General features: G+C 46.1%; 19 protein-coding genes and 1 tRNA gene. 7 read left to right on the plus strand and 13 right to left on the minus strand.

All coding sequences use genetic code 11. The features are described 5' to 3' along the window. Positions 1-46: 46 nt before the first annotated feature. The 3 genes from C9I98_RS08110 (at position 47) to C9I98_RS08120 (ending at position 5,494) form a co-directional block, all read left to right on the plus strand. Complete coding sequence (locus C9I98_RS08110) at positions 47-1,330, plus strand: sugar MFS transporter (RefSeq protein ID WP_051902217.1); 1,284 nt, start codon at positions 47-49, stop codon at positions 1,328-1,330. Between the two features lie 154 nt (positions 1,331-1,484). Next, entirely contained in the window at positions 1,485-3,473 is a 1,989-nt protein-coding gene (locus C9I98_RS08115; protein ID WP_107271832.1) for an alpha-amylase family protein, read from the plus strand. A 428-nt stretch (positions 3,474-3,901) separates the two neighbouring features. Next, positions 3,902-5,494, plus strand: coding sequence for a sodium:solute symporter family transporter (locus C9I98_RS08120; protein ID WP_107271833.1), 1,593 nt, complete (start codon positions 3,902-3,904; stop codon positions 5,492-5,494). A gap of 65 nt (positions 5,495-5,559) precedes the next feature. Here the strand turns inward: C9I98_RS08120 and C9I98_RS08125 are convergent, their stop codons facing one another. The 9 genes from C9I98_RS08125 to C9I98_RS08165 all read right to left on the minus strand — a co-directional run bounded on the left by C9I98_RS08125 (position 5,560) and on the right by C9I98_RS08165 (position 15,026). Beyond that, positions 5,560-7,680 carry an alpha-galactosidase gene (locus C9I98_RS08125; RefSeq protein ID WP_107271834.1) on the minus strand — a complete coding sequence of 707 codons (2,121 nt, stop codon included), beginning with the start codon at positions 7,678-7,680 and terminating at the stop codon, positions 5,560-5,562. Between the two features lie 128 nt (positions 7,681-7,808). Then, positions 7,809-9,188: a melibiose:sodium transporter MelB gene (melB, locus tag C9I98_RS08130; protein ID WP_036819592.1), complete on the minus strand. Its 1,380-nt coding sequence runs from the start codon at positions 9,186-9,188 to the stop codon at positions 7,809-7,811. A gap of 312 nt (positions 9,189-9,500) precedes the next feature. Further along, positions 9,501-10,403, minus strand: coding sequence for a TonB-dependent receptor (locus tag C9I98_RS08135; protein WP_036819588.1), 903 nt, complete (start codon positions 10,401-10,403; stop codon positions 9,501-9,503). 99 nt (positions 10,404-10,502) lie between these two features. Further along, positions 10,503-10,934 carry a histidine phosphatase family protein gene (locus tag C9I98_RS08140; protein WP_146153863.1) on the minus strand — a complete coding sequence of 144 codons (432 nt, stop codon included), beginning with the start codon at positions 10,932-10,934 and terminating at the stop codon, positions 10,503-10,505. Further along, positions 10,891-11,589: a hypothetical protein gene (locus tag C9I98_RS08145; RefSeq protein ID WP_036819584.1), complete on the minus strand. Its 699-nt coding sequence runs from the start codon at positions 11,587-11,589 to the stop codon at positions 10,891-10,893. Before C9I98_RS08145 ends, C9I98_RS08140 begins: the two co-directional genes overlap by 44 nt. 20 nt (positions 11,590-11,609) lie before the next feature. Next, positions 11,610-11,882 carry a hypothetical protein gene (locus C9I98_RS08150; RefSeq protein WP_107271835.1) on the minus strand — a complete coding sequence of 91 codons (273 nt, stop codon included), beginning with the start codon at positions 11,880-11,882 and terminating at the stop codon, positions 11,610-11,612. A gap of 244 nt (positions 11,883-12,126) precedes the next feature. Next, the gene (locus C9I98_RS08155; RefSeq protein ID WP_036822500.1) at positions 12,127-12,786 is read right to left on the minus strand and encodes an L-fuculose-phosphate aldolase; all 660 of its coding nucleotides are present in this window, start codon (positions 12,784-12,786) and stop codon (positions 12,127-12,129) included. A gap of 76 nt (positions 12,787-12,862) precedes the next feature. Next, on the minus strand, positions 12,863-14,284 hold the full coding sequence (gene fucK / locus C9I98_RS08160; protein ID WP_036822497.1) for an L-fuculokinase: 1,422 nt from the start codon (positions 14,282-14,284) through the stop codon (positions 12,863-12,865). Positions 14,285-14,330: 46 nt separating this feature from the next. Beyond that, complete coding sequence (locus C9I98_RS08165; protein ID WP_036822495.1) at positions 14,331-15,026, minus strand: DeoR/GlpR family DNA-binding transcription regulator; 696 nt, start codon at positions 15,024-15,026, stop codon at positions 14,331-14,333. 332 nt (positions 15,027-15,358) lie between these two features. Between C9I98_RS08165 and C9I98_RS08170 the strand changes: the two genes are divergently transcribed. Both C9I98_RS08170 and C9I98_RS08175 read left to right on the plus strand, forming a co-directional pair. Next, positions 15,359-16,105: a matrixin family metalloprotease gene (locus C9I98_RS08170; protein ID WP_051902191.1), complete on the plus strand. Its 747-nt coding sequence runs from the start codon at positions 15,359-15,361 to the stop codon at positions 16,103-16,105. A gap of 44 nt (positions 16,106-16,149) precedes the next feature. Next, the gene (locus tag C9I98_RS08175; protein ID WP_146153864.1) at positions 16,150-16,548 is read left to right on the plus strand and encodes a hypothetical protein; all 399 of its coding nucleotides are present in this window, start codon (positions 16,150-16,152) and stop codon (positions 16,546-16,548) included. A gap of 85 nt (positions 16,549-16,633) precedes the next feature. Here C9I98_RS08175 and C9I98_RS08180 read toward each other — a convergent pair whose 3' ends face one another. Together C9I98_RS08180 and C9I98_RS08185 are read right to left on the minus strand one after the other, a co-directional pair. Continuing rightward, entirely contained in the window at positions 16,634-18,178 is a 1,545-nt protein-coding gene (locus C9I98_RS08180; protein WP_036822489.1) for an ABC transporter substrate-binding protein, read from the minus strand. 262 nt (positions 18,179-18,440) lie between these two features. After that, a tRNA-Ser gene (locus C9I98_RS08185) sits at positions 18,441-18,531 on the minus strand. Positions 18,532-18,921: 390 nt separating this feature from the next. On the opposite strand from C9I98_RS08185, the gene C9I98_RS08190 reads away from it, so the two are divergent. Continuing rightward, a complete protein-coding gene (locus C9I98_RS08190) occupies positions 18,922-19,119 on the plus strand; it encodes a hypothetical protein (protein ID WP_107271836.1) in 198 nt (65 codons plus the stop codon). A 148-nt stretch (positions 19,120-19,267) separates the two neighbouring features. Next, positions 19,268-19,702, plus strand: coding sequence for a thioredoxin TrxC (gene trxC, locus C9I98_RS08195; protein WP_036825999.1), 435 nt, complete (start codon positions 19,268-19,270; stop codon positions 19,700-19,702). Between the two features lie 228 nt (positions 19,703-19,930). Here the strand turns inward: trxC and C9I98_RS08200 are convergent, their stop codons facing one another. Both C9I98_RS08200 and C9I98_RS08205 read right to left on the minus strand, forming a co-directional pair. Next, on the minus strand, positions 19,931-20,593 hold the full coding sequence (locus tag C9I98_RS08200; protein WP_036826000.1) for a PEP-CTERM sorting domain-containing protein: 663 nt from the start codon (positions 20,591-20,593) through the stop codon (positions 19,931-19,933). Positions 20,594-20,902: 309 nt separating this feature from the next. Further along, positions 20,903-22,519 (minus strand): methyl-accepting chemotaxis protein, encoded by a 1,617-nt coding sequence (locus C9I98_RS08205; RefSeq protein ID WP_036826003.1) that lies wholly within the window; start codon positions 22,517-22,519, stop codon positions 20,903-20,905. Positions 22,520-22,551 lie beyond the last annotated feature (32 nt).

A 22,551-nucleotide genomic window follows, 5' to 3' on the forward strand; every position in this document is an offset into this window, starting at 1 on the left:
TTCACCCTTATTTATTGTTCAATTGTAATAGCTAGGGCAATTAGCCATGAAAACGCCTCAACATGCTTTTAAGCGAAGCTTTATTTTGCTGAGCTGTGTCTATTTTCTGTGGGGATTTCTAACCTCATTCAACAGCTTATTAGTGCCATATTTGCAACAGCACTTTCAGCTCAGTTATACCCAAGCAATGTTGATCCAGCTGGCGTTTTATCTGGCTCCCTTTATTGCCTGCTTACCAACCGCCTTTTTGATCCGCCGCTGGGGATATAAGCGAACCCTGATACGCGGCCTACTGGTTATTTTTTCCGGCTGCCTAATATTCGTTCCGGCAACGGAAGCATTTTCGTACGCAGCAGTACTGGTTGCGATTTTCATTACAGCACTTGGTGTTGCCTCACTGCAGGTGGTGGCCAATCCATGCGTGGTGCTGCTTGGCGATCCTAAAATGGCGGCATCCAGGCTTACCCTGTCATCCGCTATCAATTCGGCGGGCACCACACTCGCACCTTACATCGCCAGCATTGCCTTATTTAGTGTGGTGTTAAGCTCAGCCGAGGCGTCAATACAGCAACTACAGTTGCCCTACCTCGCCTGTGCCGCTGTCACCATTGTTATCGCCATTTTAATTAGCCGCGAGAACATTCCAGAGAACACACAAGCAACAGAAACTCAATCCGAAGAAGTGACAGGCTCGCTATGGGCTAACCGCCATTTTGTGCTGGGTGTTGCCACTATCTTTTGCTACGTCGGGGTCGAGGTCAGTATCGGCACTTTCATTGTCGGCTATATCTCCGATCCTGCTGTGAGTAACGCAGGGTTAGAATCTGCGGGTAAGTTGGTTGCCTTCTATTGGGCAGGGTCGATGGTCTTCAGGCTACTCGGTAGCCAGCTGTTCCGCTGGTTCAACCCTCGCCACTTGCTCATCATGAATGCCATCATCGCTATCGGGTTGCTCACTACTGCCATTATGCTACCTGGCTTTATCGGTGCAGCTGCGCTAATCGCCATCGGGGTGTGCAACTCAATAATGTATCCGGTGATCTTCTCACTTGCTCTGAAAAACCTGGGTGCCCACATTGCCAAAGCCTCGGCAATTTTGGTGATGGCCGGGATAGGCGGCGCGGCGTGGCCAATGCTGCAAGCAATCGTCGCTGATCACTCCGGGCTCCACCTGTCGTTTATTGTGCCGATGTTCGGCTATTTGATCATTACTTACTTCGGGATCTTCGGCTACAAGCCATGCCAATGGTCAATGGCAAACTTTACCTTGATCCGCAAGATCTATATGCCACTTAAATGCCAAGTTTCGGCTTTGATCCAGCGTCAATAGCCAACGTTGTGAAGAACATCAAGTCTAAGAAATTTAACCAATAGCCTAAGTAAAGAATAGGGATCTACATCATAGATTCTAGGATGTAGACGTTTACACTTAATTTGCTACGTCGAGTTAGATGATAGCAGCAAAATAATAACTGGAGCTTCTAATGGGACACCTACCTTTTCGCCAAATTCACCTTGATTTTCATACCAGCGGAAAAATTCCGGGCATCGCCTCGCAATTTGATGCCAAGGCATTCGCTGACATGCTTGAGAGTGCAAGGGTTAACTCTGTATGCTGTTTCTCTCGCTGTCACCATGGTCTCATGTACTTTAACTCCACGGTTCACCCTGAGCGTATTCATCCAAACCTCACCAACCCTAACTTGCTTGTCGAGCAGGTAAAGGAATTACATGAGCGCGGGATCCGAGCCAACATCTATACCACCATCCAATGGGATGAGTTCACCTCCAAGCAGCACCCTGAGTGGCTGATTGTCGATAGCGAAGGCAAACCGACGGCTGGACTTTATGACGCCACATTCCGCCATAGCCTATGTGTTAACAGCCCATACCGTGACTTCCTGAAAGACCACTTAGCAGACGTCTTCAACCATGTCCCTGTTGATGGCCTGTTCCTTGATATTGTTGGCCTGAATGACTGTTCTTGCCGTTGGTGTCGTGCCGACATGGAAAAACAAGGGCTGGATGCCTCTGATCCAGAGCAGCGTATCAATTTTGCCGTTGAGATGATCAACGAGTTCAAGCACGATCTAAGTGCCTTCATTCGCGAGCTGGATCCTGACTGCGAGATTTTCTACAACGCTGGCCACATTGCACCAAGCTCGCGCAGCAGCCTAGATTGCTACAACCACCTTGAAGCCGAATCGCTACCAAGTGGCGAATGGGGTTACGACCACTTCCCTGTTGTTGTCCGCTACGCCCGTACACTAGGCAAGGAACTACTTGGCATGACAGGCAAGTTCCATACTTCTTGGGCTGATTTCCACTCGTTCAAGAACCAGGCGTCACTTGAGTACGAAATCTTCCATATGCTGGCGATGAACACCAAGTGTTCGATTGGTGATCAGCTCCACCCGAATGGCCTAATTTCTCCTGAAACTTATGAGTTGATTGGCAACGTCTACTCGCAAGTTGAACAAAAAGAAGCCTGGTGTGAAGGTGCCAAGGCCATTACTGACATTGCGGTGCTCAACCCAGAAGAGTTTAACTTGGCTACCCGCTTTGATGATCAACCTGACTCGCTGCGTGGCGTCACCAAAATACTGGTCGAAGGCGGCCAGCAATTCGATATTATCGACACCCAGTCAGAGCTTGAAAGCTACAAGTTGATCATCCTGCCTGATGATCTCCCACTGGATGAAACACTGGCCAAGCGCCTAGAAAACTACTGCAACAATGGCGGTAAGATCCTAGCGTCTTACAAAGGCGGCCTGACTCCGGCCGGCGATCAATTCGCCAGCGACATCTTCGGCGTTAAGCTGATCGGCGATGCCCCATATTCGCCGGACTTCCTTAAGCCTGAAGGCTACATCGGCCAAGGCCTGCGCCAGACAGAGCATGTGATGTACCAAAAAGGACTTCAAGTTGAAGCACTTTCAGGTAGCGAGGTACTGTGTGACACCTATACACCGTACTTCAACCGTACTTGGGAGCACTTCTGCTCTCACATGCACGCACCATCAACGGGAGAAGCTGGCTACCCGGGTATCGTTAAAAACAACAACGTTATCTACTTCATGCACCCAGTGTTTGGCCAGTACATCCAGAACGCACCATATTGGGTGAAGCGCCTTGTTCTGAATGCGATTGATACCTTATTACCGCAGCCAGTACTTAAGCACACCGGCCCTAAGAGTGTTATCAGTGCCATTAACGAGCAAAGCGAACTCGACCGCGCGGTTGTTCACCTATTGCACTACATTCCTGAAAGCAAATCAGACGAAACCCTGATCATCGAAGATATTATTCCACTTCACCAACTTGGTGTTTCGGTAAATATCAACCATGACGTTAAGTCCGTACGCTTGGTACCTGAAGATAAAGAAATCGAATTTGAATATATTGATGGCAGAATCGAATTCACCGTACCGAAGCTTGAAGGCCACCAGATGGTAGAGCTTGCGTATAAATAAGCCCCCATCGAACGATTAAACCAAAAGCCTTGGAGTCACTCCAAGGCTTTTTTATTTCTAATTTACATAAATATTAACGAGTCTTTCCAACTGGCCTAAATTTGATTTTGCCCTTTCGCTATTATATTCAGCGAATATTCCTAATACGGAATTTCATTAATAATGCATTCCTCCTAAAAGCGACATCAAAAATATGTGAACAAGCTCATAACAGTAGCTCAACCTTTGCTATATGATCTTGCTAACACGAATTAGCAAATAACAAGGAAGACAGTTACAAAAAATAAGATCACACCTAATGCCATCAATAAAATCGAAGGCAAGAACTAAAAGACAATAGAAATATTTAGAACACCGCTTCAACGTCACACTGATCAACCCATCACCTTGTTAAAAAGGCTTAATTATCAAAGCTAATAGGAGCAGCTATGATAGATGTCATCAGTACACTTGATTATGCAGTGTTTGCCGGATATATCGGCTTCATTGTTATTATTGGAACCTATCTTGGAAAACAAAAAGGAGGCAGCAAAAACGCGAAAACATATTTCCTAGCCGGTAATTCACTACCATGGTGGGCAGTGGGTACCGGAATGATAGCCGCCAATATTTCAGCCGAGCAATTAATTGGCACTACAGGCTCAGGCTACGCCATGGGAATCGCCATCTCGAGTTGGGAGTGGGTCGCAATTCCAGCCATTTTGCTCGCCGCCAAATATACCGTCCCTTACTTTATCAAACACAATATCTTAACCATGCCCCAATTCTTGGAGCAACGCTATGACAGCCGAATAAGAACCCTCTTTGCTGCTTTTTGGGTCGTGGTATATGTGTTTATCAACCTCACTGCCGTTTCTTATATGGGGGCACTCGCCTTGCAATCCATTATGGGTATCCCCTTGGGCTACGGCATTGTTGGCATGATGGCAATAGCCCTACTTTATTCGTTCGTGGGTGGTTTCGCCTCAATAGCATGGACTAACTTCATTCAAGTGACCGTCTTGGTGATCGCTGGGCTGATTACCACTTGGCTTGCCATGGAGGCCGTAACGGAGCACCTTCAAACCGATTCTATTTGGCATAGTTTAGCGATAATGAAAGATACTGCGCCGGAGCATATGTCAATTGCAATTTCCGAGGACAACCCGAACTTTCAGTATATCCCCGGCGGCAGGACATTAGTTGGTGGTATGTGGGTGATCTGTATTTTTGGTTGGTGTTTTAATCAATTCATTGTTCAAAATACTCTCGCCGCCAAAAACACCCGAGAAGCACAAAAAGGATTACTTTTTGCCGCTATCTTAAAACTGTTTATGCCAATCATTTTGGTTATTCCAGGTATTGCTGCTTATATCCTGACTAAAGATACGCAATTACTCACTCCCGCCGACAAAGCGTATCCGTGGCTGATTAATAACTTCATCCCGACTGGAGTCAAGGGTATTGTATTAGCCGCACTGGCCGCTGCGATTATTTCCACTTTATCTGCTTTGCTTAATTCAGCGGCAACACTTTTTACCGTTGATATTTACCAAGCGCGGCTAAGACCTAAAGCAACAGACAAAGAATCGATGTTCGCAGCAAAGGTATTCATGCTTACTTCAGCTTGCTTGTCAGCGGCACTTGCACAGCCAATGCTGGTTGGCATGGATCAAGCTTACCAATTCATTCAAGAGTTCATCGGCTTTGTTATGCCGGGTATGCTAACAATCTTCCTGTTTGGCATCCTGTGGGTGAAAGCGACCTCTAACGGGGCGATCATTGCCTTGTTCTTATCGGTGGCTGCCAGTTTGGTGATCCGCTTAGCGCTGCCGGATCTACCGCACCTCGATCGTACCGGTATCGTATTTCTAATCTGTAGTGGCGCTATGCTGATGAGCTGTATCAAGGCACCAAACCTGACAATAAACGGGTTGGTTATCGATTTGAAAGACTCTGTTTACCGAACATCTCGGGAGTTTAATATTGGCGGGTTATTGCTGATTGGCTCATTGTTCACCATTTATTGGAAATTATGGTAAGCCAAATAAACAAAGCCAGAGCAGTTGCTCTGGCTTAGCTTTTGTTAGTGACCCTAAAGTAAAGTTTAGACAGCTGTCAATTTCACCAAGATCGCACTCTCAGGCTGAATGGCTGGCATCATCAAGCCAACTTGCTCGAGCAGCGCACCTGACGCAATGGCTTCGCCAGACATCCACTGCGGAAGCTTTTTCATGTAGATATCCGAGGAGCTATTTTCAAGCAAGGTGATTTGGTACTGCTTGCTTGGATCCAAGCAAGGGATCTGCAATGGTGCTGCAAGCGCGTACTCAGCCAGCTCAAGCTGGGTGAACATAAACACGGCTTCTTGTTTGTCCTTACCTACAACGCCCCATGCTTGAGTGCCTTGGTGGGCGGTATCACAACGGAAATGATCACCAGAGTGAAGCAATTGGCGCAATGACTTATGCAGCGCAATGTACTTCGCCATGGTCGCCTTTTCCTCATTGGTTGCCTTAACAGGATCAAGCTCAACCCCCATATGGCCAAACAAGGCGGTCATGCCACGGAAGCCATCGCTATGCTGGCGGCCGGTTGTATGGCAAAGCCCTGCGCCGATATGCGCCCCGGTAATTTCCAGCGGGAAGAAGTAGCTCGCCCCTTTTTGGATCGCTTGGCGCTCAAGCGGATCATTACAATCCGATGCCCAGAAGCGCTGGGTACGGCTTAGCACTTGATAATCAACGCGGCCACCGCCCCCCGAGCAGGTTTCAATTTCCAGCGTTGGGTGCGCGAGCTTTAGCTGATCAATCAAACGGTAAAAAGCGTCTACATGGCCATGGTAAGCCGCTTTGTTATTGTGGGTGCTCTGTACCAACTCACGGTTCATATCCCACTTGATGTAGCGGATATCATACTCACTCAATAGAGCATCCATTCGCTCAAAAAGATAATCAAAGACTTCTGGACGCTGCAAATTGAGCACGTATTGGTTACGCACTGTTACTTGGTGGTAGCCGTCAGTTTTTAGCACCCAATCAGGATGGGCGCGATAGAGGTCTGAATCAGGGTTCACCATTTCTGGCTCAAACCAAATACCAAACTCCATCCCCTTGGCTTTCACCGCATCGACAATTGCAGCCAATCCCGCCGGGTACTTCTCTGCATCAAGATACCAATCACCAAGCCCAGCCCTGTCATGGTTACGGCCCTTGAACCACCCATCATCAATGATAAATCGCTCGACACCCAGCTCTGCCGAAGCATTCACCATTTCGACAATGTATTCAGGATCGTGATCAAAATAGATGCCTTCCCAAGTATTCAAGTGAACAGGACGGGGCTTTTCCGGGTTAGCAAAGCGGATAATGTTATTGCGAACATGTTGGTGAAAGCGCTGGCTCATGCCATTAAGACCATCCGAACTAAAGCAAGCGTATAGTTTAGGCGTGGTATAACTTTCACCTGCTGCCAAGGTTACTTCACCCGGCATCAACAACTCACCAGATTGCAGGAAGCGACGGCCGTCACTCATGACCTCGGCATGAAGGCGGTGGTTGCCACTCCAACCAAGGTGAAAACCGTAAATTTCACCTTGGCTCTCACTAAAGCCAGCCTGGCCAACAACCATGCCAGGGAAACGTTCATGGGAAGTACGACCACGGCGATTTTCCTGCGTGAATACGCCTTGCTCTAAGCTCATGCGCTTAGTCTGGAACTCATGGGTCCAACGGCCGTGGAAATACATCAGCTCGCGTGCCGCAGCTGGCAGAGGCAAGGTATGGGATAATCGTTGCAGTTGGTAGTCAGACTCACCCACATTCGATAATGCTATATCGTACTCCAAGACACCCGTTGCCTTACTCAACTTAAGGATGAACTCAAGCTGCAGCTCTGCCAGTGGGTCTTTGCAAACAAAGCGGTGGCTTTCGCCATCAGAAACCAGCTCATCAAAATGAAATGCTGGTGCCCAATGCTGGCCGTTGCGACTCCCTTCCAAGCCAGGAGATGTAAACAAGCCGCCCGCCAATTCAGGGCAAAGCGATAGCACAGTATCGCTGTCTATACGCCCTTGCGGTATCGGTCGGTCTAACGTTGCCATTAAGGGGGTTAAATCATCAAGCTCAGGTAACTTTTTACCCCAGTACAAAATCTCAGGAATATGTTGGCTGGTTTTAATCACCAAACTGGTATTTTTGCTGGTTAGGTGAACAAGGTTCTCGGTCATTCCTGTGAACTCCACGTGTTATTTCTTTTCTTAATACTTACAATTACCAGCTCGGCTTATCCAAGCTGGTAATAAAATTATTGATTTCTGTTAGGTTGGCGTCATCGACAAATCACGCCATCGAATAGTTACGACATCGATGCACTGTATTTGGCTTCCATTCGGTGCTGAACAGAATCAAGCATGTCGCCATTGAGCTTGTAGTACTTGCGGTACATCAAGTAGGCCACGACACAAAGCAAAGAAGGGGCAAGGTAAAGCAGTTTCAATCCCATTACCGCTTCCGGGGTTTGGGCTTGGTTAGGTACATAGTCAATAAACGCCAGTGCCGCACCGACAAGGAAACCAGTTAGCGCACCTGAGCATTTAACAGCAAAGGTTTGTACGGAATAGCACACACTTTCACAACGCACATCCAGCGTACAATCACCATAATCCACCGTATCGGCAATCATCAAGAACAGCATTAGCCAGTAAAGCCCAGTCGAGACACCCGCCAACGCGCCAGCAAAGATAATCAAGACCTGGCTTGTCGGGGCATAGGTCGCCACAATATAAAGCACCACAGATGATGCCGCCGGAAGAAGCAGAGCTGCTGCAAACAAAGTGGAGCGACCTACGATTGAGGTCATTTTAGGGAATAGCACAATGGAAATAATGCCGAAGACCCCTGTTAATACCATGAAAGTAGAAAATAGGGTTTCATCACCCAATACATACTTGTAGAAATACAGGTGCAGGCCATTAAAGAAGCCGTTAGCAATATAGAAAACCAATGCTACCGACAACAATGCGACAAACTGATCATTCTTAAACAAGTAACTCACCGCTTCCTTGATGTTTACTTTGTTCTTATCGCTGACTTCATCTTTAACAGCTTGCTTTGTCCATAAACAGGTAATTGTGGCACTTAGAATAGCCAACACCGCACTGATTACCGCATACAGGAAGAAACCATAGGCATCATCGCCCTGACCTAACTTATTAACGGCCACAATCCCCATGCCGCTGGCAAAGTAGTAGGCCGCCGATGCAAACAAACGCGGATACGGCATCAGCTTTTCACGCTCGGTCTTATCAAGGGTGATCGTTGGGATCAAAGACCAGAACGGCGCATCCAGCATGGTGTAGGTCATCCCCCAGCCGATATAGGTCACAGCAATATAAACAAGCTGGAACGTGCCTTCAAAATGGTGGGCAGAGAATAGCGCAATGGTAAATCCTGCATTCAGCAAGTTACCCAAGAAAATCCATGGCTTGTATCTTCCCCAGCGAGTTTTGGTGTTATTAACAATATAACCGACCATAGGATCATTGACGGCATCCCATACACGGGCAACAAGGAAAACCGTACCGACAAAAATAGGCGAGACACCAACCACATCCGTGTAGTAGTAGAGCAATAAAATACTCACTACCGACATTCCAAAATCTTTACCAAAGCCACCTAAACCAAAAGACATCTTGGTCTTCCAGCTTACCTTTTCAGCTACTTGAGATGTTTCCATGTTATTCACTGCCTATATTTTTACATTATATTGTTGAGTACAAACACACGCTAACTCGACGTAGCTAGTTTATTTCAGAACCCCATCCAGACATACCTAAAATGTCTATTTTTGTGAGGCGGGAATAACGAGCTGCAAAGTAAGGTGCCGTTTTGTGAGCTATTGATGAATTTTTTAAAAAGACAATTGACAATTTCTGCCAGAAAATAAGCGAGGCTACTTTCTGTTTCTAACAAGCACTTATTATGTATGGAAGCGCATATGAGTAGCCTCTCTATATTTATACTGTTGTATCAAATTATATTTTCAGGATTAGAACGTTCTGCGAATGCTGAACTTAAAGTAGTAACGCCATTTATCTTCGTTTGACGTCCCATCCCAATCATGGCGCTCTTCCATTTGTGCGTATAAGCGGGTGCCCATGCTCCAATCTTGATTAAACTTGTAGCTGGTATCAAAGCCCGCACGATGCCTGATGTCCTCTTTAATTTGACCATTGGCATCCTCTTTCTCACGGTACAAGCCAATGCGAGCCCAAGGCTTCACGCTGAACTCTGATGACGCTTGATATTGATATTGCAAGCGAAGCTGTAGTTCATTGCGGTTGTCTTCAGCGCCTTCGCGCACGATATCAGACTTATTTTGATATTCGTTGTAGAACGACACCTTGTAGCTGTCACCCGAAGCCAGCTTGCTCGAGTATCCTAGCTCCAACTCGTGCTTCCAGTCGGTGTAGCTTTCTAGGCTTCCAGAGTTATTTTCCGAACGATCCCTATCGTTAGCCGACACTGGCGCAACAAAACCACCGAGATAAATATTGCTTTCATCACTGAGGTTATAAGTCAGCCCTGGGAAGATACGGTACTCTTTAACATCTGTCCCAGAGTTAAAGCTTTCATGACGGACACCTACCGTTGGCGCAAAAGTTAGATCACCAAAATCCCAGCGGTAGCCAATAAAGAATTCCTGTCGGTTACGGTTGCCGCCATTACTGGCTTCTTCCAACCTGGCAGCATAGCTTGAGTGACCTGAGATATTAAAAGGGGAATTAGCAAAAGGGGTAACATTGAATCCCACGTAGGGCATATTAATATCATCGCCAGAGTATTCGCTATTATAACGTTCCAGCTCCGCACCAAATTCGACATAGTCAGCCAATACAGGCGCAGATAATAATGATGATAGAACAACTATTTTTTTCGCGTTATTAATCATAATTAGTGCACTTATAAAAGTAAGGGTAAAAGGTAATAGTTCCCCTACTCAGCAACAATAAAATTGCCAAGCAGGAGGGATTTAATAAAAAAGGGTTACTTAAAAATTAGTGACAAGCTCTTCTTTCTTGGTTTCCTTTTCTTTTCCAGGTTCAGGCACTCTTTCGGGCATTACTGAGTATTCTGGCTGGGCATAGAATTCATTCACTTTATCCCACTCACACAACTCGGTATCCATACAGCCATCAATCTGGAAATTAACAATACGTTCGTTATGCAGCATTCTTACCGCGTATTTGTCATCACTGTTTTTAAACAGTTGCCACGCAATGTTTGCACCCATCGGGAAGTCTTTGTATGGCATGAAGGTTGCCATACGTTCTTCATTGGTACCCGTTGTCACCATCAAGTCCAATGCGCTTGATAGGCCAATAACGCCAGCATCGTGACCGAATGTGACATTGATGTGCGGTGCATTATTGCTGTTATCAACCGATGCCTGCGTTGATCGGCATCCCCATTTGACGCGCAAGTCCCTTCGACTCAACAGACGGGCCAAAGTTATAGTATTTATCGACTTGGTTTATCTCGAAATAGTAATCCATCAAGCTTGGATCATTGCCCGTCTCGTACCAGTTCTCGAATGGCTTACACATTCCCTGTCGCATACCTTGCGGCGCATCTTGCTGACATAATTTGAACAGCGCGGCAGTAAACTTACTAGCATCATCTTTCGATAACCCTTCAATCAATCCGCTTGAGAAGCTGATAACCGAATCAGGCACATCACTTAACATGGCTTGAATTTTTTGCTCAGCCAGCTTTGTTAGTGGTACACGTGCGCCCCAGTGGTATCCGTAGTAGTGTTGTGGATCAGCAATACTGCGGTTTAAGAGGTTATTCTGATTATCAACCGTGATCGGGTTTTGCAGCTTAGCAGCCTGAATCATGGCACCGCCTAGGAATGCACCCTCGCTTTCCAGCGTACGCTGGGCACCAGAACTTTTACTGCGGATACGGATGGTTTCACCCATCGGCACACCCAGCTCTTTACCTGATTTCACATTGACCATTTGAACCGATCGCTGGCCCAATTGACTTAACTCATCAAAGCCAATGTCTGTCGAACCACCTAGGCGATCAGAGTTCTGCTCCCACCAATCAGAGAACGCTTCTACATCCTTCATGAGCGCTTGGCCAGTGGGTGTTACCTTGCTTTTTTTGCCACTTCTTTTATTTCAGCTAAACGCGAAGGCACAAGGTTGTAATCCAAAGCATAACGAGAACCATGGCGAGTAAATAAACTCATACTCACAAAGTCATAGCCGTCAGGGCTTATTAAGTGCTCATTTGTCGTCGGGGTGGGATATGGGTTTTGCTCTCCCAGCATGTAATTCCAAGGCTTATCCGTGTCCGCAGAAACACCAGCGGAAATAGACAAAGCCAGTGTCGATACCAACAGACCCATTTTATTTTTCACGTTAAATCCCTCGTTATTGTGTAATCGTTACCACTTTAACTTGAATGCGCTTCCTTGGCTGTGATCAACCTCTAAGACCCATTGCTAGCTCCTGTTAGCAACAAATTAGCTGATTTTAGTCAAAAAAAAGCGGACGGTAAAAGCAGTTACCGTCCGCTATTTTCAGCTGTCTTAATTGACTGGATTTAGTCACTATACGTTGAAGTTAATAGCAGAAAAATGAGTCACAACCTTCTTGGAAATATTAACTTGGCCGATCTTCAGAGACTTTTAGGCCATACGTTTTAAATTTCTCTAAAACTGTCGCCATTTCACCTGTATCAAGTATTTTTGGTTGTTCCGTTATCGCCATTACCTTTAAATACAACTCAGCCAGCACTTCCACTTCATGGGCCAGCCAAAGTGCTTTTTCTAAATTCTGCTCACCCGCAATCATTCCATGGTGCTGCAGCAAGATAGCCTTGCTTTGTTTCGCCCCTTGCTGAACAAAATCCGCCAACGGTTTACTGCCAAAAGTCGCATAAGGTACGCAGGGAATTTCTGCGGCTCCAGACGCTGCAACCATATAATGGATCGCAGGGATCGGCTTATTAAGGATGGATACAGCCGTACTATTCACCGCATGGTTATGAACAACAGCGTTAATATCAGATCTTGCCTTATAGTAGGCAAGGTGAAATAACCACTCCGATGAAGGGATCTTATCGGATTCAAACTGTCCTTCATTAGTGACATAAACAATCTGCTCAGGCACTAACTTTTCGTACGGGATCCCCGATGGCGTTATCAGCATCCCTTCTTTATATCGAGCACTAACATTACCTGCAGTACCTTGATTAAGCCCGAGCTTGTTCATCTCAATACATGTATTAATGATGTCTTGAGCCAGTTGATCTCTATTCATATATCCTCAATTACAATTTAGTTTTGCCGTTCACTCATTGGCCCAGCCACCGTCGAACATGGTGGATAAAATAAGGTCAGGCACAGGCGCTAGATGGAAAAACAACGTCATAGTCTGGTTTCATGGCTGCTTGTGCTTGGTTCAACGTTCGGTAATGCCCGGCACCATAAAAGCCAAACATCGCGGCACCAATAACGGTTGCTTCAGCTTGGCTAACAACTTGTATTGGCCTGTTAATCGCATTGGCTTTTAACTGAGTCCACAACGGATTTTTCGCGCCGCCACCGACGAGCACAACTGGGGCGTCACTCAGCTCGCACACTGACGTTAAATACTCAAACTTTTGCTTAAACTCCGCAGTAAGCGACTCCAGTGCCGCGCGGTAGATCTGGCCTCGGGTGGAATGGATCGTTAGCCCTTTAATTTCCCCCTGTCCTCCCCCTTCTTTATCGGCAGTAAATACCGGAACAAACTTAACCCCCGCACAGCCGGGCTCAACCTGTTTGGCCTCATCTACCATGGTTTGATACAGGTTTCCGGATGCTTTTTCAGTTGAATAAAATTGGTTTGCCACCCATTCAATGACTGCGCTCGACAGCCACTGGATCGCCGGATTGTATAAGCCAGCAACCGCATCCAACTCAACGGTAACCCCTTGCTTAAACATGGCTTGATCAACCGTTGGCATTGCGCTTCTCGCCATCAATATTTCCCAAGTACCGGAACTTAAAAAGGCTTGTTTTTCTGCGGCTCCCGAACCAACAAGGGCAAACTGGGTATCATGGCCTGTTGAAATAACAGGTGTCTGGCTTGGCAAATTCAATAGGTTAGCAACCTCTTCCGTTATGCCCCCCACCACTTGGCCAGCATCCACCAGCGGTGGGAAGTGTTCAGCTGAAAGCCCCAAATAAGCCAATACCGAGTCACTCCACTCTCCGGTTTTCAGGTCAGTCAACATAGACGTACCCGCCATGGTACGGTCAGTCGTTAAGACTCCGGTCAAGCGATGGGTCAACATAGAAGAAATAAATACAAACTTATCCATTCCCATATATGTCGAGGGCGCATTCTCTTTAAGCCATTTGAGCTTATACAAAGTGTTAAAGCTGTAGTCGCCAATGCCATTGGCTTTGTATAGTTCAAAACGGTCTATTTCTTTGCTGACTTCCTCCATAGTTGGTATGGTTCTTGGGCATTTCCATGAAATCACCGGGTAGGTTTGTTGTTTGGTCTTATCATATGGGGCACCATCCACACCGAACGTCGTCACTGTCACAGCCACGACTTCAGTATCCTGCAGTTGCCCTACAACTTGGGTGCAGCACCTAATCAGCTTTTGCCAAATTTCATCAAAATCCCAAACATGGTTTTCCGGTGCTGAATGACAAGGGTGCGTTTCATTTTTTATATAGTGGGAAGCCACAATCTTCCCACGTTCATTAACCGCTATTGCGCGAATATTTGTCGCCCCACAATCGAGTACAATCACTACAGACATATTGGCTCCGATGGAAAAAGAAAAATGGCTTAGGTTCAAAAATAAATTAGTTGGTAACGACGACAGATATTGATTCCATATCGCAGACCTTGATTAAGCTCTTTTTATTTAGCTTGGTTTTATCCGCAATTAAAATGCAGGTGTCGGCGCTGGCGATCAGCGCTTGCTTTACCTCACAGTTATACTCATTCGAGTCCCAAACACCGATACCAGGGCCATAGCCACTGCAAGAAATCACACTGAAATCCAACGACATCGTTGATAAAGCTTGCTTGGTTAACTGGCCATAAAACGCGTTATGCTTTTTTGAATAATGGCCACCTAGGCAAATAACGTTGATGTTATTTTTATCCGCCAGTACCGCGATATTATTTTGCGAATGAGTAACCACCGTACATTTTCGATCCGGCATTGCTTGAGCCACCAGCCAGCTCGATGTACTAGCATCAAGACCAATCACGGCGCCTTCATAAAAATAGGAAAGGGCTTTATTGACCAGTGCTTGCTTTGCTTCGACATTGCTATTGGCACGGCGATTAAACGAGGTTCCGGCATCTTGATACTGCTTACTGACCGCACCGCCATGTACACGCGTTAATTCCCCTCGCTCATCTAGCTTCTTTAAATCACGCCGGATAGTTTCGACAGAAACGGTCAGTGACTGTGCCAAATCACTCGCACTCACCTGGCCAAATTTGTTGACCATATCCAATATTTCATTCGCTCTTGAAGATAAAACCATTAGCTATGTCGAGATAGCAAAAACATAACGCCAGATTAATCGAACAGGGGCAAAATACCGTGAGCAAAGTCACATCAAATTTTGCGATGCCCGTTTTCGCACAAAACCGTGGTATTCCGCACAAAAAAGCGGGCATGGATTGTGGGTTTATAACTCTTCATCCCACCCGGGATAATGTCGGCTTACTTTACACTTCTCTTGCCAGACCAAGCTAACTCATTGATCTATATCGGTGGCACAGCCCTTGCTTACCTAGTCTGAGATTTATCGAACAGTTTAGTTAAGCAGTCTGACCATTTTTATTTAATTTCAGCTCACAAAAGGAGTTAACAATGGGTAAGTGGAAATTCAAGAGCCTAATGGCGATCGGCTTGCTTGCCGGAGGTTTGAGCTCATTCAATGCCAATGCTTTTGTCCTACAAGGCAACTCATGGGGCGGTCCTGGTACCACTGTAACATGGAGCTTGATGCCAACGGGGACTCCATGTGCACTTCCACCAGTTGAACCTGTTGGGTGTACTATTACAAGCATTACCGACTTTATGCCAGTGGGGGCGGTAACCGAAATAGTCAACGCCTTCGCAGCATGGAGCGCGGTTGCAGATATTAATTTTGTTAAAATTAACGATGACGGTGCTCCTTTCAACGCACCAACATCATCAGGCGATATTCGCATCGGGGGACATGCTTTTGATGGCCCAGGAAACACCTTAGCCCACGGTTTTTTCCCACCGCCGAATGGCTTGTCTGCTGCTGGTGATATCCACTTTGATATTGCTGATACTTGGAAAATAGGCTTTGGTGGTGCAGGCTTCGACATCTTCCAAGTTATGGCTCATGAAATAGGCCATGCTATCGGGTTAGAACATACAGCTGTTCCTAACTCACTTCTCAATCCTTTTTACACTGAAGCTTTTCGTGGCCTTCAAGCTGATGATATCGCAGGGGCTCAAGCACTCTATGGCGCGAGACAGAGTGTCTTCGAGCCTGAAACTACCCTATTGATGATGCTGAGTTTTGCTATGCTTGCGTTATCACTAAGACGCAAAGAAAATAACTTACAACCGGAGCTGAGCTAATGCGCCCATGCCTGATAATACTATTGCTATTTAGTTCACAAGCGATGGCTTATTGGGCACCCAAGCCTGATTCCCAACTTGTCTGCGAGTCAGAGTTTATCGTCTACGGAAGTTATGATGCTCGCTCCAAGCCGACTGAAGTAACACCGCCAGGTATCCATTTAGCCTATATCGATGTTCAAGCAATATTGGCTGCGCCTGCTGAGCATATGAACATTAACAAGCTAGCGTTAAAAGTGCCTAGCCCCGGGGCACCAGTAAGCAGCGATATGTTGTTCTTCCAACAAGGGCAACAAGGGCTCTGGTTCTTATCCCGCACACAAGACAGTGCAGTCTACTTCACTGTTCGCCATCCAGCTCAATTTAAGGAGATGGCAATCGATGGAGCTGAGTTAAACGACTGGAAGCAGCGGCTATCTTCATTCTCATGCAAGAAATCGTAAGATGAGAGTCCCACAAGGGAATAAAGCCTCGACAGTATCTGTCGAGGCTTTATTTTTACCACTATTGGCTGTTTATACCGCTAACTTAAAGCTTGTTGTTTTCTTCTACATACAGATTGCCGAAGTAATGCAGGTTCATCGCGTTCACAATCGGCGCAATATTGATACCCGGTTTTACTGCCCATGCGATATTTTGCCAATGCAAAGGCACGAAGGCGGCATCTTCGTATAAGCGTTGCTCGATTTCTTGCAGCACCAACGCCCTTTTCTGTTCATCGAGTTCGGTGTGGGATTGATCAATCAGCCGATCGATAACTGGGTTGGAATAATGCCCACAATTATACTGCCCTTGCCCTGTTTCTTTATTGCGTGTCTTAACCAGAAAATCCGAGAAATTTTCGGTTTCTGCCCCCCAGCCAATCATCAAGATATCTGTAGCGCACGTAGCGAACTCAGGCCAATATTGCGCTTTGGGCATAGTGCGAAGATCGACCTTGATGCCAACCTTGGCGAGCATGCTCGAAACCGCCTGTGCCACTTTTGCATCGTTCACATAACGGTTGTTGGGGGCAATCATAGTGAGAGATAGTCCTTCACCAAAACCAGCTTCTTTCAGCAGTGCTTTTGACTTCTCGGGATCATAACGTAAGTCCAATTTGGGGTTATGGCCTGCGTAAGTCTGTGGCCACTGCTGCGACGCGGGGATGGCAAATCCCCTCATGATTTTTTTAGCAATCGCCTGATTGTTGATGGCATAGACTATGGCTTGCCTGACCTTTGGGTTGGCTAAAACTGGATTGGTTTGATTCATTTGCAAGGTGATGAGGCGAATACCTTCTTTGGTCAACAAATTGGCCTGCTGGCTAGCCTCAATACGTTTGAAATCCGTTGGGACAACAGGCGCAATCATATCAACATCACCAGATAATAGTGCCGCTGTTCGTGTCGCACTGTTCTTAATCGGTACGACCGTGACCTGATCAATATTGCCACCTTGATCCCAGTAACCACTGAACCGGGAGTAAGTCGTTTTAATCCCCTGCTCCCGATAGGATACGGTATATGGCCCGGTACCCGACGCATTGAGGGAGGCGTATGACTGGCCATTTTTTACAATTTTCGCCTTGGGCTGATTATTGTCATCGACACCGGAGTAAAAAGCACTGTCCATCGGGAAAATATACGCGGCAGCCTGCAGATATAGTGGGTAGGGGTGATGGGCAACCAAATCGACAGTATAGTCATCCACTAACTCCATCCCTTTGAAGGGCGCAAGTACTGCTTTGTGATCAACCGAGGTTTTGAGACGATCAAAAGTCCAAACCACATCCTTGGCAGTAAAGTGGTTCCCACTATGAAATTGCACATTCTTCCTTAGGTAAAAACGCACTGTCTTGTCGTCTACTCTCTCCCACCGCTCAGCCAAGCGGGGCTCGAAAGAAAGATCTTGGTCATACCTCACAAGCGAATCAAATACCATATGCGACATTTGAAACATACTTACCGATAGTTGCTCCTGAGGATCCAACGACACCGGATCGGAATCATAGGCAACAACCAGGTTGTTCGCCGCCGATAAATTCATTGAAACCCCGCCCAAAGCGAGTAGTAGCCATCCATTAAGCCTCATTCTTACTTCCTGTAAATTATTATGCTTATACCGAGCATTTGTAATGAATAGGTTAATGATAACGCTGTAGTTAACGTAATACCATGATTGTTATGATGATATGGGGAGTGGCGGACTCCTTCGAGGGTATTGCGGATTTACTTCGCCCTACGGGCCGTTGCTTTAAAGCGCCTTCGGCTAGCAACGTTGTCTCGCTTCGCTCGGCTGAACCCTAGATTCCGACGTAAAAAAGCCCAGCAATTCTGCTGGGCTTCTTTGAATGTGGCGGAGAGATAGGGATTTGAACCCTAGATACGCTACAAACGTATGCCGGTTTTCAAGACCGGTGCTTTCAACCACTCAGCCATCTCTCCGTAAGTGCGATGAATAATAAGGGCAAATGATTCTGCTGTAAAGGCACCAATCTACCAACCGAACAACAACCCATCACCCAGAGCAATAATCACTCTAAATACATGATTGGTATCACTTTTAATTAACAATATATCTAACTTGTAATGATGTTTATCACTGATGATTAGCCAGTCGCTAAGCAGGGTAAAAACTTTGATCTGAAACAGAAATTATTCATAGGGTGGAATCGTTCACACTACCCCTGTTTGAGCCTGTTGAAAAGTAAGATTTCATTAGATTTGCACAAATTTGGGATGTGTCACAAAGTCGATTTTATCGTCTTAACTCTGTCATAATCGTCTGATAAAGATAAGTTGATTTCGACGCAGGACTAAGTTTAGGAGGTAATTGTGTCTATCAATTCTATCGACCACAATGAGATGGCAAATGTGTCTTCTAAGTGGGATTACAAAGACGAAACCGCATCTCATGTATCAAACAACAAACGCCAGCAAGCCGAAGCTCGACGCCGCATTGAAATGCTGCGTGACATCAGAGCCAGCGGCCTAACCATTGAGGAAGCGAAAGAGCTAGGGCTCATTCACTAGAGCGGCTAAGCGCGCTAAATTTTGGACCTTTTATGGGGTGAACAACAACCGATAGATTCTTTCTATTACTACAATCTGTAATTCCTGCTTTTCTATTACTGGGGTAGTCGTTAGATTATTGCGTGAGAACAACAAATGGAACGCAACAATGACAACAATGACTACCCGCTGTCCACATTGCCAAGCAATGAACCGCATCCCTACAGAACGTGTCAATGACACTGCAACTTGCGGTGCCTGTAAAGAGCGCCTGCTCGATGGTAAGCCAATTGAGGGGACGACCAATAACTTTCTATCTTTACTGCAAGGTGATAAACCTGTTGTCGTCGACTTCTGGGCGCCGTGGTGCAACCCTTGTGTAGGCTTTGCCCCAATCTTCGAGGATGTCGCTAAAGAGCGTAGCGGCGATGTACGCTTCGTTAAAATCGATACCGAAGCCCAGCAAGCACTGGCAGCTCAATATCGCATTCGGAGTATTCCAACTGTTATGGTTTTCAAGAATGGTCAATTGGCGGATACCATCAATGGCGCATTGCCTAAAGGCCAGTTTGATCAGTGGTTAAATCAAGCCCTAGTCAAATAATCTATAATGCCAACTTGGCTTTAGTGCAAAAAATAAAACGCATCACATTAGTAATGTGTGGTGTGTTTTTATTTTGTCTGGTCAATAATAAGAGCCATACAACCAAGCATAAAATTACTGTGTAAAGTTTATCAACAACCAGCTTAGTTTCTTCTTTAACTAGTTTAAAAAGGCCGCCTATAACAACTTATAAGCGACCCTAGCTAAAAGCTGGCATAAAGTATTTGATTATGTATTGCGACTTCTACGACGATATAAGCCTAATAAACCAAGACCGAACAACGATAGCATCGTCGGCTCAGGTACAGTAGCCTGTCCGCTAGCTAGTCCAAAGTTCAACGCTTCAACATACACAGAATTCCAGTTCATGGCATAAACAAACAGGGACTCGCCTTGAGAAAGGGCAATATCAACCCCCTGGGCATAGCCATCCCCATCGACAGCATAGCTGCTTAAATTAATCCCAATAGGCTCATTGCCGATATAGGTATCACCATGGTTACCATCGTTAAATTGAATACCGCTAATAAGTACATCAAAATCAAAGGTAAACTGCAAAAACTCTATAAAAACAAAAGCATTACCTGTCGACTCACCATCAATACGGCCATTATTCCCTAGCCCACCATTAATGGGATCGATATCTTGAATAACATTATTTGCCGCAATTGGAAGCAAACCAACACTCGTTCCGCCCGCTACAGTTAGTGTCCCGCCATCAACATCAAACGTCAATTGGCTTGCAGCGTAGTCTTCACAAACACTGTGTTCATTTGATAATACGGTATCAGTACACATACCGTCATTATCATCGAATTGAATCCACCCCGCACTCGCGTTAATCGATATCGTCCCCAATATCAATGCAAATAAATAAGCGCAATATCTCATTTCATTCTCCTTAAATTAAATGAATGCTGCTTTTTATTTACATCAACGAGCCAGCACATTTAATTATTTGCAATCTGCATACCAAAATGACAACTAGTTAATACATATAGCTTTTAAAAGTCACATTAACCTTTAAAGCAATAGCCATGTAAAATATATTGACACTATAGTTATGATTTTTAGCAAATTTTTGCTTTTATCTTGTAGCCAAATTAGATAATAAGAAGAATTTAAAAGCGGAGGTTTATTCAAATAAGCAAAAGGCAAAACTGCCTTTTGCTTATAATAGATGTAAAAGAAGGGAGAAAGTTAAACCTTAAACAGCTTCAGCTGTTCGCCAAGCTCAGAAGCCGCCAGGCTCAATGACTGGCTTTCCGTTGCCAAGTGTTGAGCTGCACGGTTGATGTCATCTGTTGCCGTGTGAATGTGCGCCACGGTGTTGTTAACTTCTTCAGTTACCGTGCCCTGCTGCTCTGCAGCCGTCGCCACTTGCATGATCATGTCATTGGCTTCTGTCACCAAAGCCGCAATACGGTTAAGTTCACCTTGGACTTGTTCCGTATGGCTCACGCTGTTGTAAGTTTGCTCGGTGCTCTCAGCCATCGATTCAACCGTTTTCAAGGTACTCGTTGTCAGCTTGTCGATCGTCTCTTGGATCTCAATCGTCGACTGTTGGGTACGGCTCGCCAAGTTACGTACTTCATCAGCCACCACGGCAAAGCCTCGTCCTTGCTCACCAGCACGTGCGGCCTCAATGGCAGCATTCAAGGCCAACAAGTTGGTTTGTTCAGAAACGCCTTGGATCACTTGGGTCACATTGCCAATCTCTTCCACCCCAAGCTTCAGCTCCCCGACTCGCTCATCGGAGTGGGCAATACCCGCCGACACACTATGAATCGCACCAATAGCCTGCTGCATACGCTGGTTACTCGCATCCACCTGAGTATTGATATTGGAGGTTGACGTCGATGCGGTTTCTGCATTTTGCGCCACCTCGTTGATGGTTGCTGTCATTTCTTCCATCGCCGTTGCTAGCTGTGCCAGCTGTTGATGCTGCTCCGTGATTGATTGGGCACACTGCTCACTAGCGGCTGCAATCGTACCCGCCATCGATACTGACTGCTCAGCATTGTTACTCGCCGCCTGCAACGTATGCCTCATAGAAGCAGAAGCCGAATGCAGCGCTGTGGCAATCTTGCCAATTTCATCACGGCGATCCATCGAGAAGTCTTGGGTCAAATCACCTTGCTCCAGATTACGGACAAGGCCGGTTAGACGATCGAGTGGTCGACAAATATCGTTACTGATCAAAAGCCCCAACAACACCAACACGGCAATGACTACCGCACTCACCCCTAGTTGGAAAACAATGCTTTCGAAGAACTTTTCTTCAATATCAAGCAGGTGAACACCAGTACCAATCACCCACCCCCACGGTGCAAAATTCTCAACATACGACACCTTTTCAGAGACTTCGCCGTCCGGTGCAATCCATGCGTATGTCAAAAAGCCAGAGCCTGAGCTGCGTCCAATCGTTGTCATCTCCTGCCAGTGCGCCTTACCACTGGCATCCGTCACTGACTGCATCGACTGACCCTCTTGCTTCTGGCGCAAAGGGTGCATTACCAAAGTGTTATCCGTTGCAACCACCCAAAAGTAGTTGTTGCCCTCAAAGCGCATTACCGACAGTGCCGCTTTCGCTTCTTGCTGAGCCGTCTGCTTATCAGCTGGATACTTATCTGCATAATGCTGAACAAGGCTGATGGTTGCCTTCACCTGCTCCTGCATCGAGATTTTTCGTTCAGCAATATCGCCCTGATAAGTTTGGGTCACTTGAAAGGCCGTGTTTAAAAGCATCAGCAATGCCGCACTGGCTATCAGCAACAGTAACTTAAATTTCACCCCATAATGTCGTAATGCGTTCATCGTCCCTACTTAATACTTTAGAGTTAATTATT

The sequence above is a fragment of the Photobacterium sanctipauli genome, assembly GCF_003026495.1.
Lineage (GTDB): Bacteria > Pseudomonadota > Gammaproteobacteria > Enterobacterales > Vibrionaceae > Photobacterium > Photobacterium sanctipauli.

Excerpts from the sequence above, each read along its gene's own strand:
- C9I98_RS08110 (WP_051902217.1), top strand. The coding sequence starts at position 47 with ATGAAAACGCCTCAACATGCTTTTAAGCGAAGCTTTATTTTGCTGAGC.
- C9I98_RS08115 (WP_107271832.1), top strand. The coding sequence starts at position 1,485 with ATGGGACACCTACCTTTTCGCCAAATTCACCTTGATTTTCATACCAGC.
- C9I98_RS08120 (WP_107271833.1), top strand. The coding sequence starts at position 3,902 with ATGATAGATGTCATCAGTACACTTGATTATGCAGTGTTTGCCGGATAT.
- C9I98_RS08125 (WP_107271834.1), bottom strand. The coding sequence starts at position 7,680 with ATGACCGAGAACCTTGTTCACCTAACCAGCAAAAATACCAGTTTGGTG.
- melB (WP_036819592.1), bottom strand. The coding sequence starts at position 9,188 with ATGGAAACATCTCAAGTAGCTGAAAAGGTAAGCTGGAAGACCAAGATG.
- C9I98_RS08135 (WP_036819588.1), bottom strand. The coding sequence starts at position 10,403 with ATGATTAATAACGCGAAAAAAATAGTTGTTCTATCATCATTATTATCT.
- C9I98_RS08145 (WP_036819584.1), bottom strand. The coding sequence starts at position 11,589 with ATGAAGGATGTAGAAGCGTTCTCTGATTGGTGGGAGCAGAACTCTGAT.
- C9I98_RS08155 (WP_036822500.1), bottom strand. The coding sequence starts at position 12,786 with ATGAATAGAGATCAACTGGCTCAAGACATCATTAATACATGTATTGAG.
- fucK (WP_036822497.1), bottom strand. The coding sequence starts at position 14,284 with ATGTCTGTAGTGATTGTACTCGATTGTGGGGCGACAAATATTCGCGCA.
- C9I98_RS08165 (WP_036822495.1), bottom strand. The coding sequence starts at position 15,026 with ATGGTTTTATCTTCAAGAGCGAATGAAATATTGGATATGGTCAACAAA.
- C9I98_RS08170 (WP_051902191.1), top strand. The coding sequence starts at position 15,359 with ATGGGTAAGTGGAAATTCAAGAGCCTAATGGCGATCGGCTTGCTTGCC.
- C9I98_RS08175 (WP_146153864.1), top strand. The coding sequence starts at position 16,150 with ATGGCTTATTGGGCACCCAAGCCTGATTCCCAACTTGTCTGCGAGTCA.
- C9I98_RS08180 (WP_036822489.1), bottom strand. The coding sequence starts at position 18,178 with ATGAGGCTTAATGGATGGCTACTACTCGCTTTGGGCGGGGTTTCAATG.
- trxC (WP_036825999.1), top strand. The coding sequence starts at position 19,268 with ATGACAACAATGACTACCCGCTGTCCACATTGCCAAGCAATGAACCGC.
- C9I98_RS08200 (WP_036826000.1), bottom strand. The coding sequence starts at position 20,593 with ATGAGATATTGCGCTTATTTATTTGCATTGATATTGGGGACGATATCG.
- C9I98_RS08205 (WP_036826003.1), bottom strand. The coding sequence starts at position 22,519 with ATGAACGCATTACGACATTATGGGGTGAAATTTAAGTTACTGTTGCTG.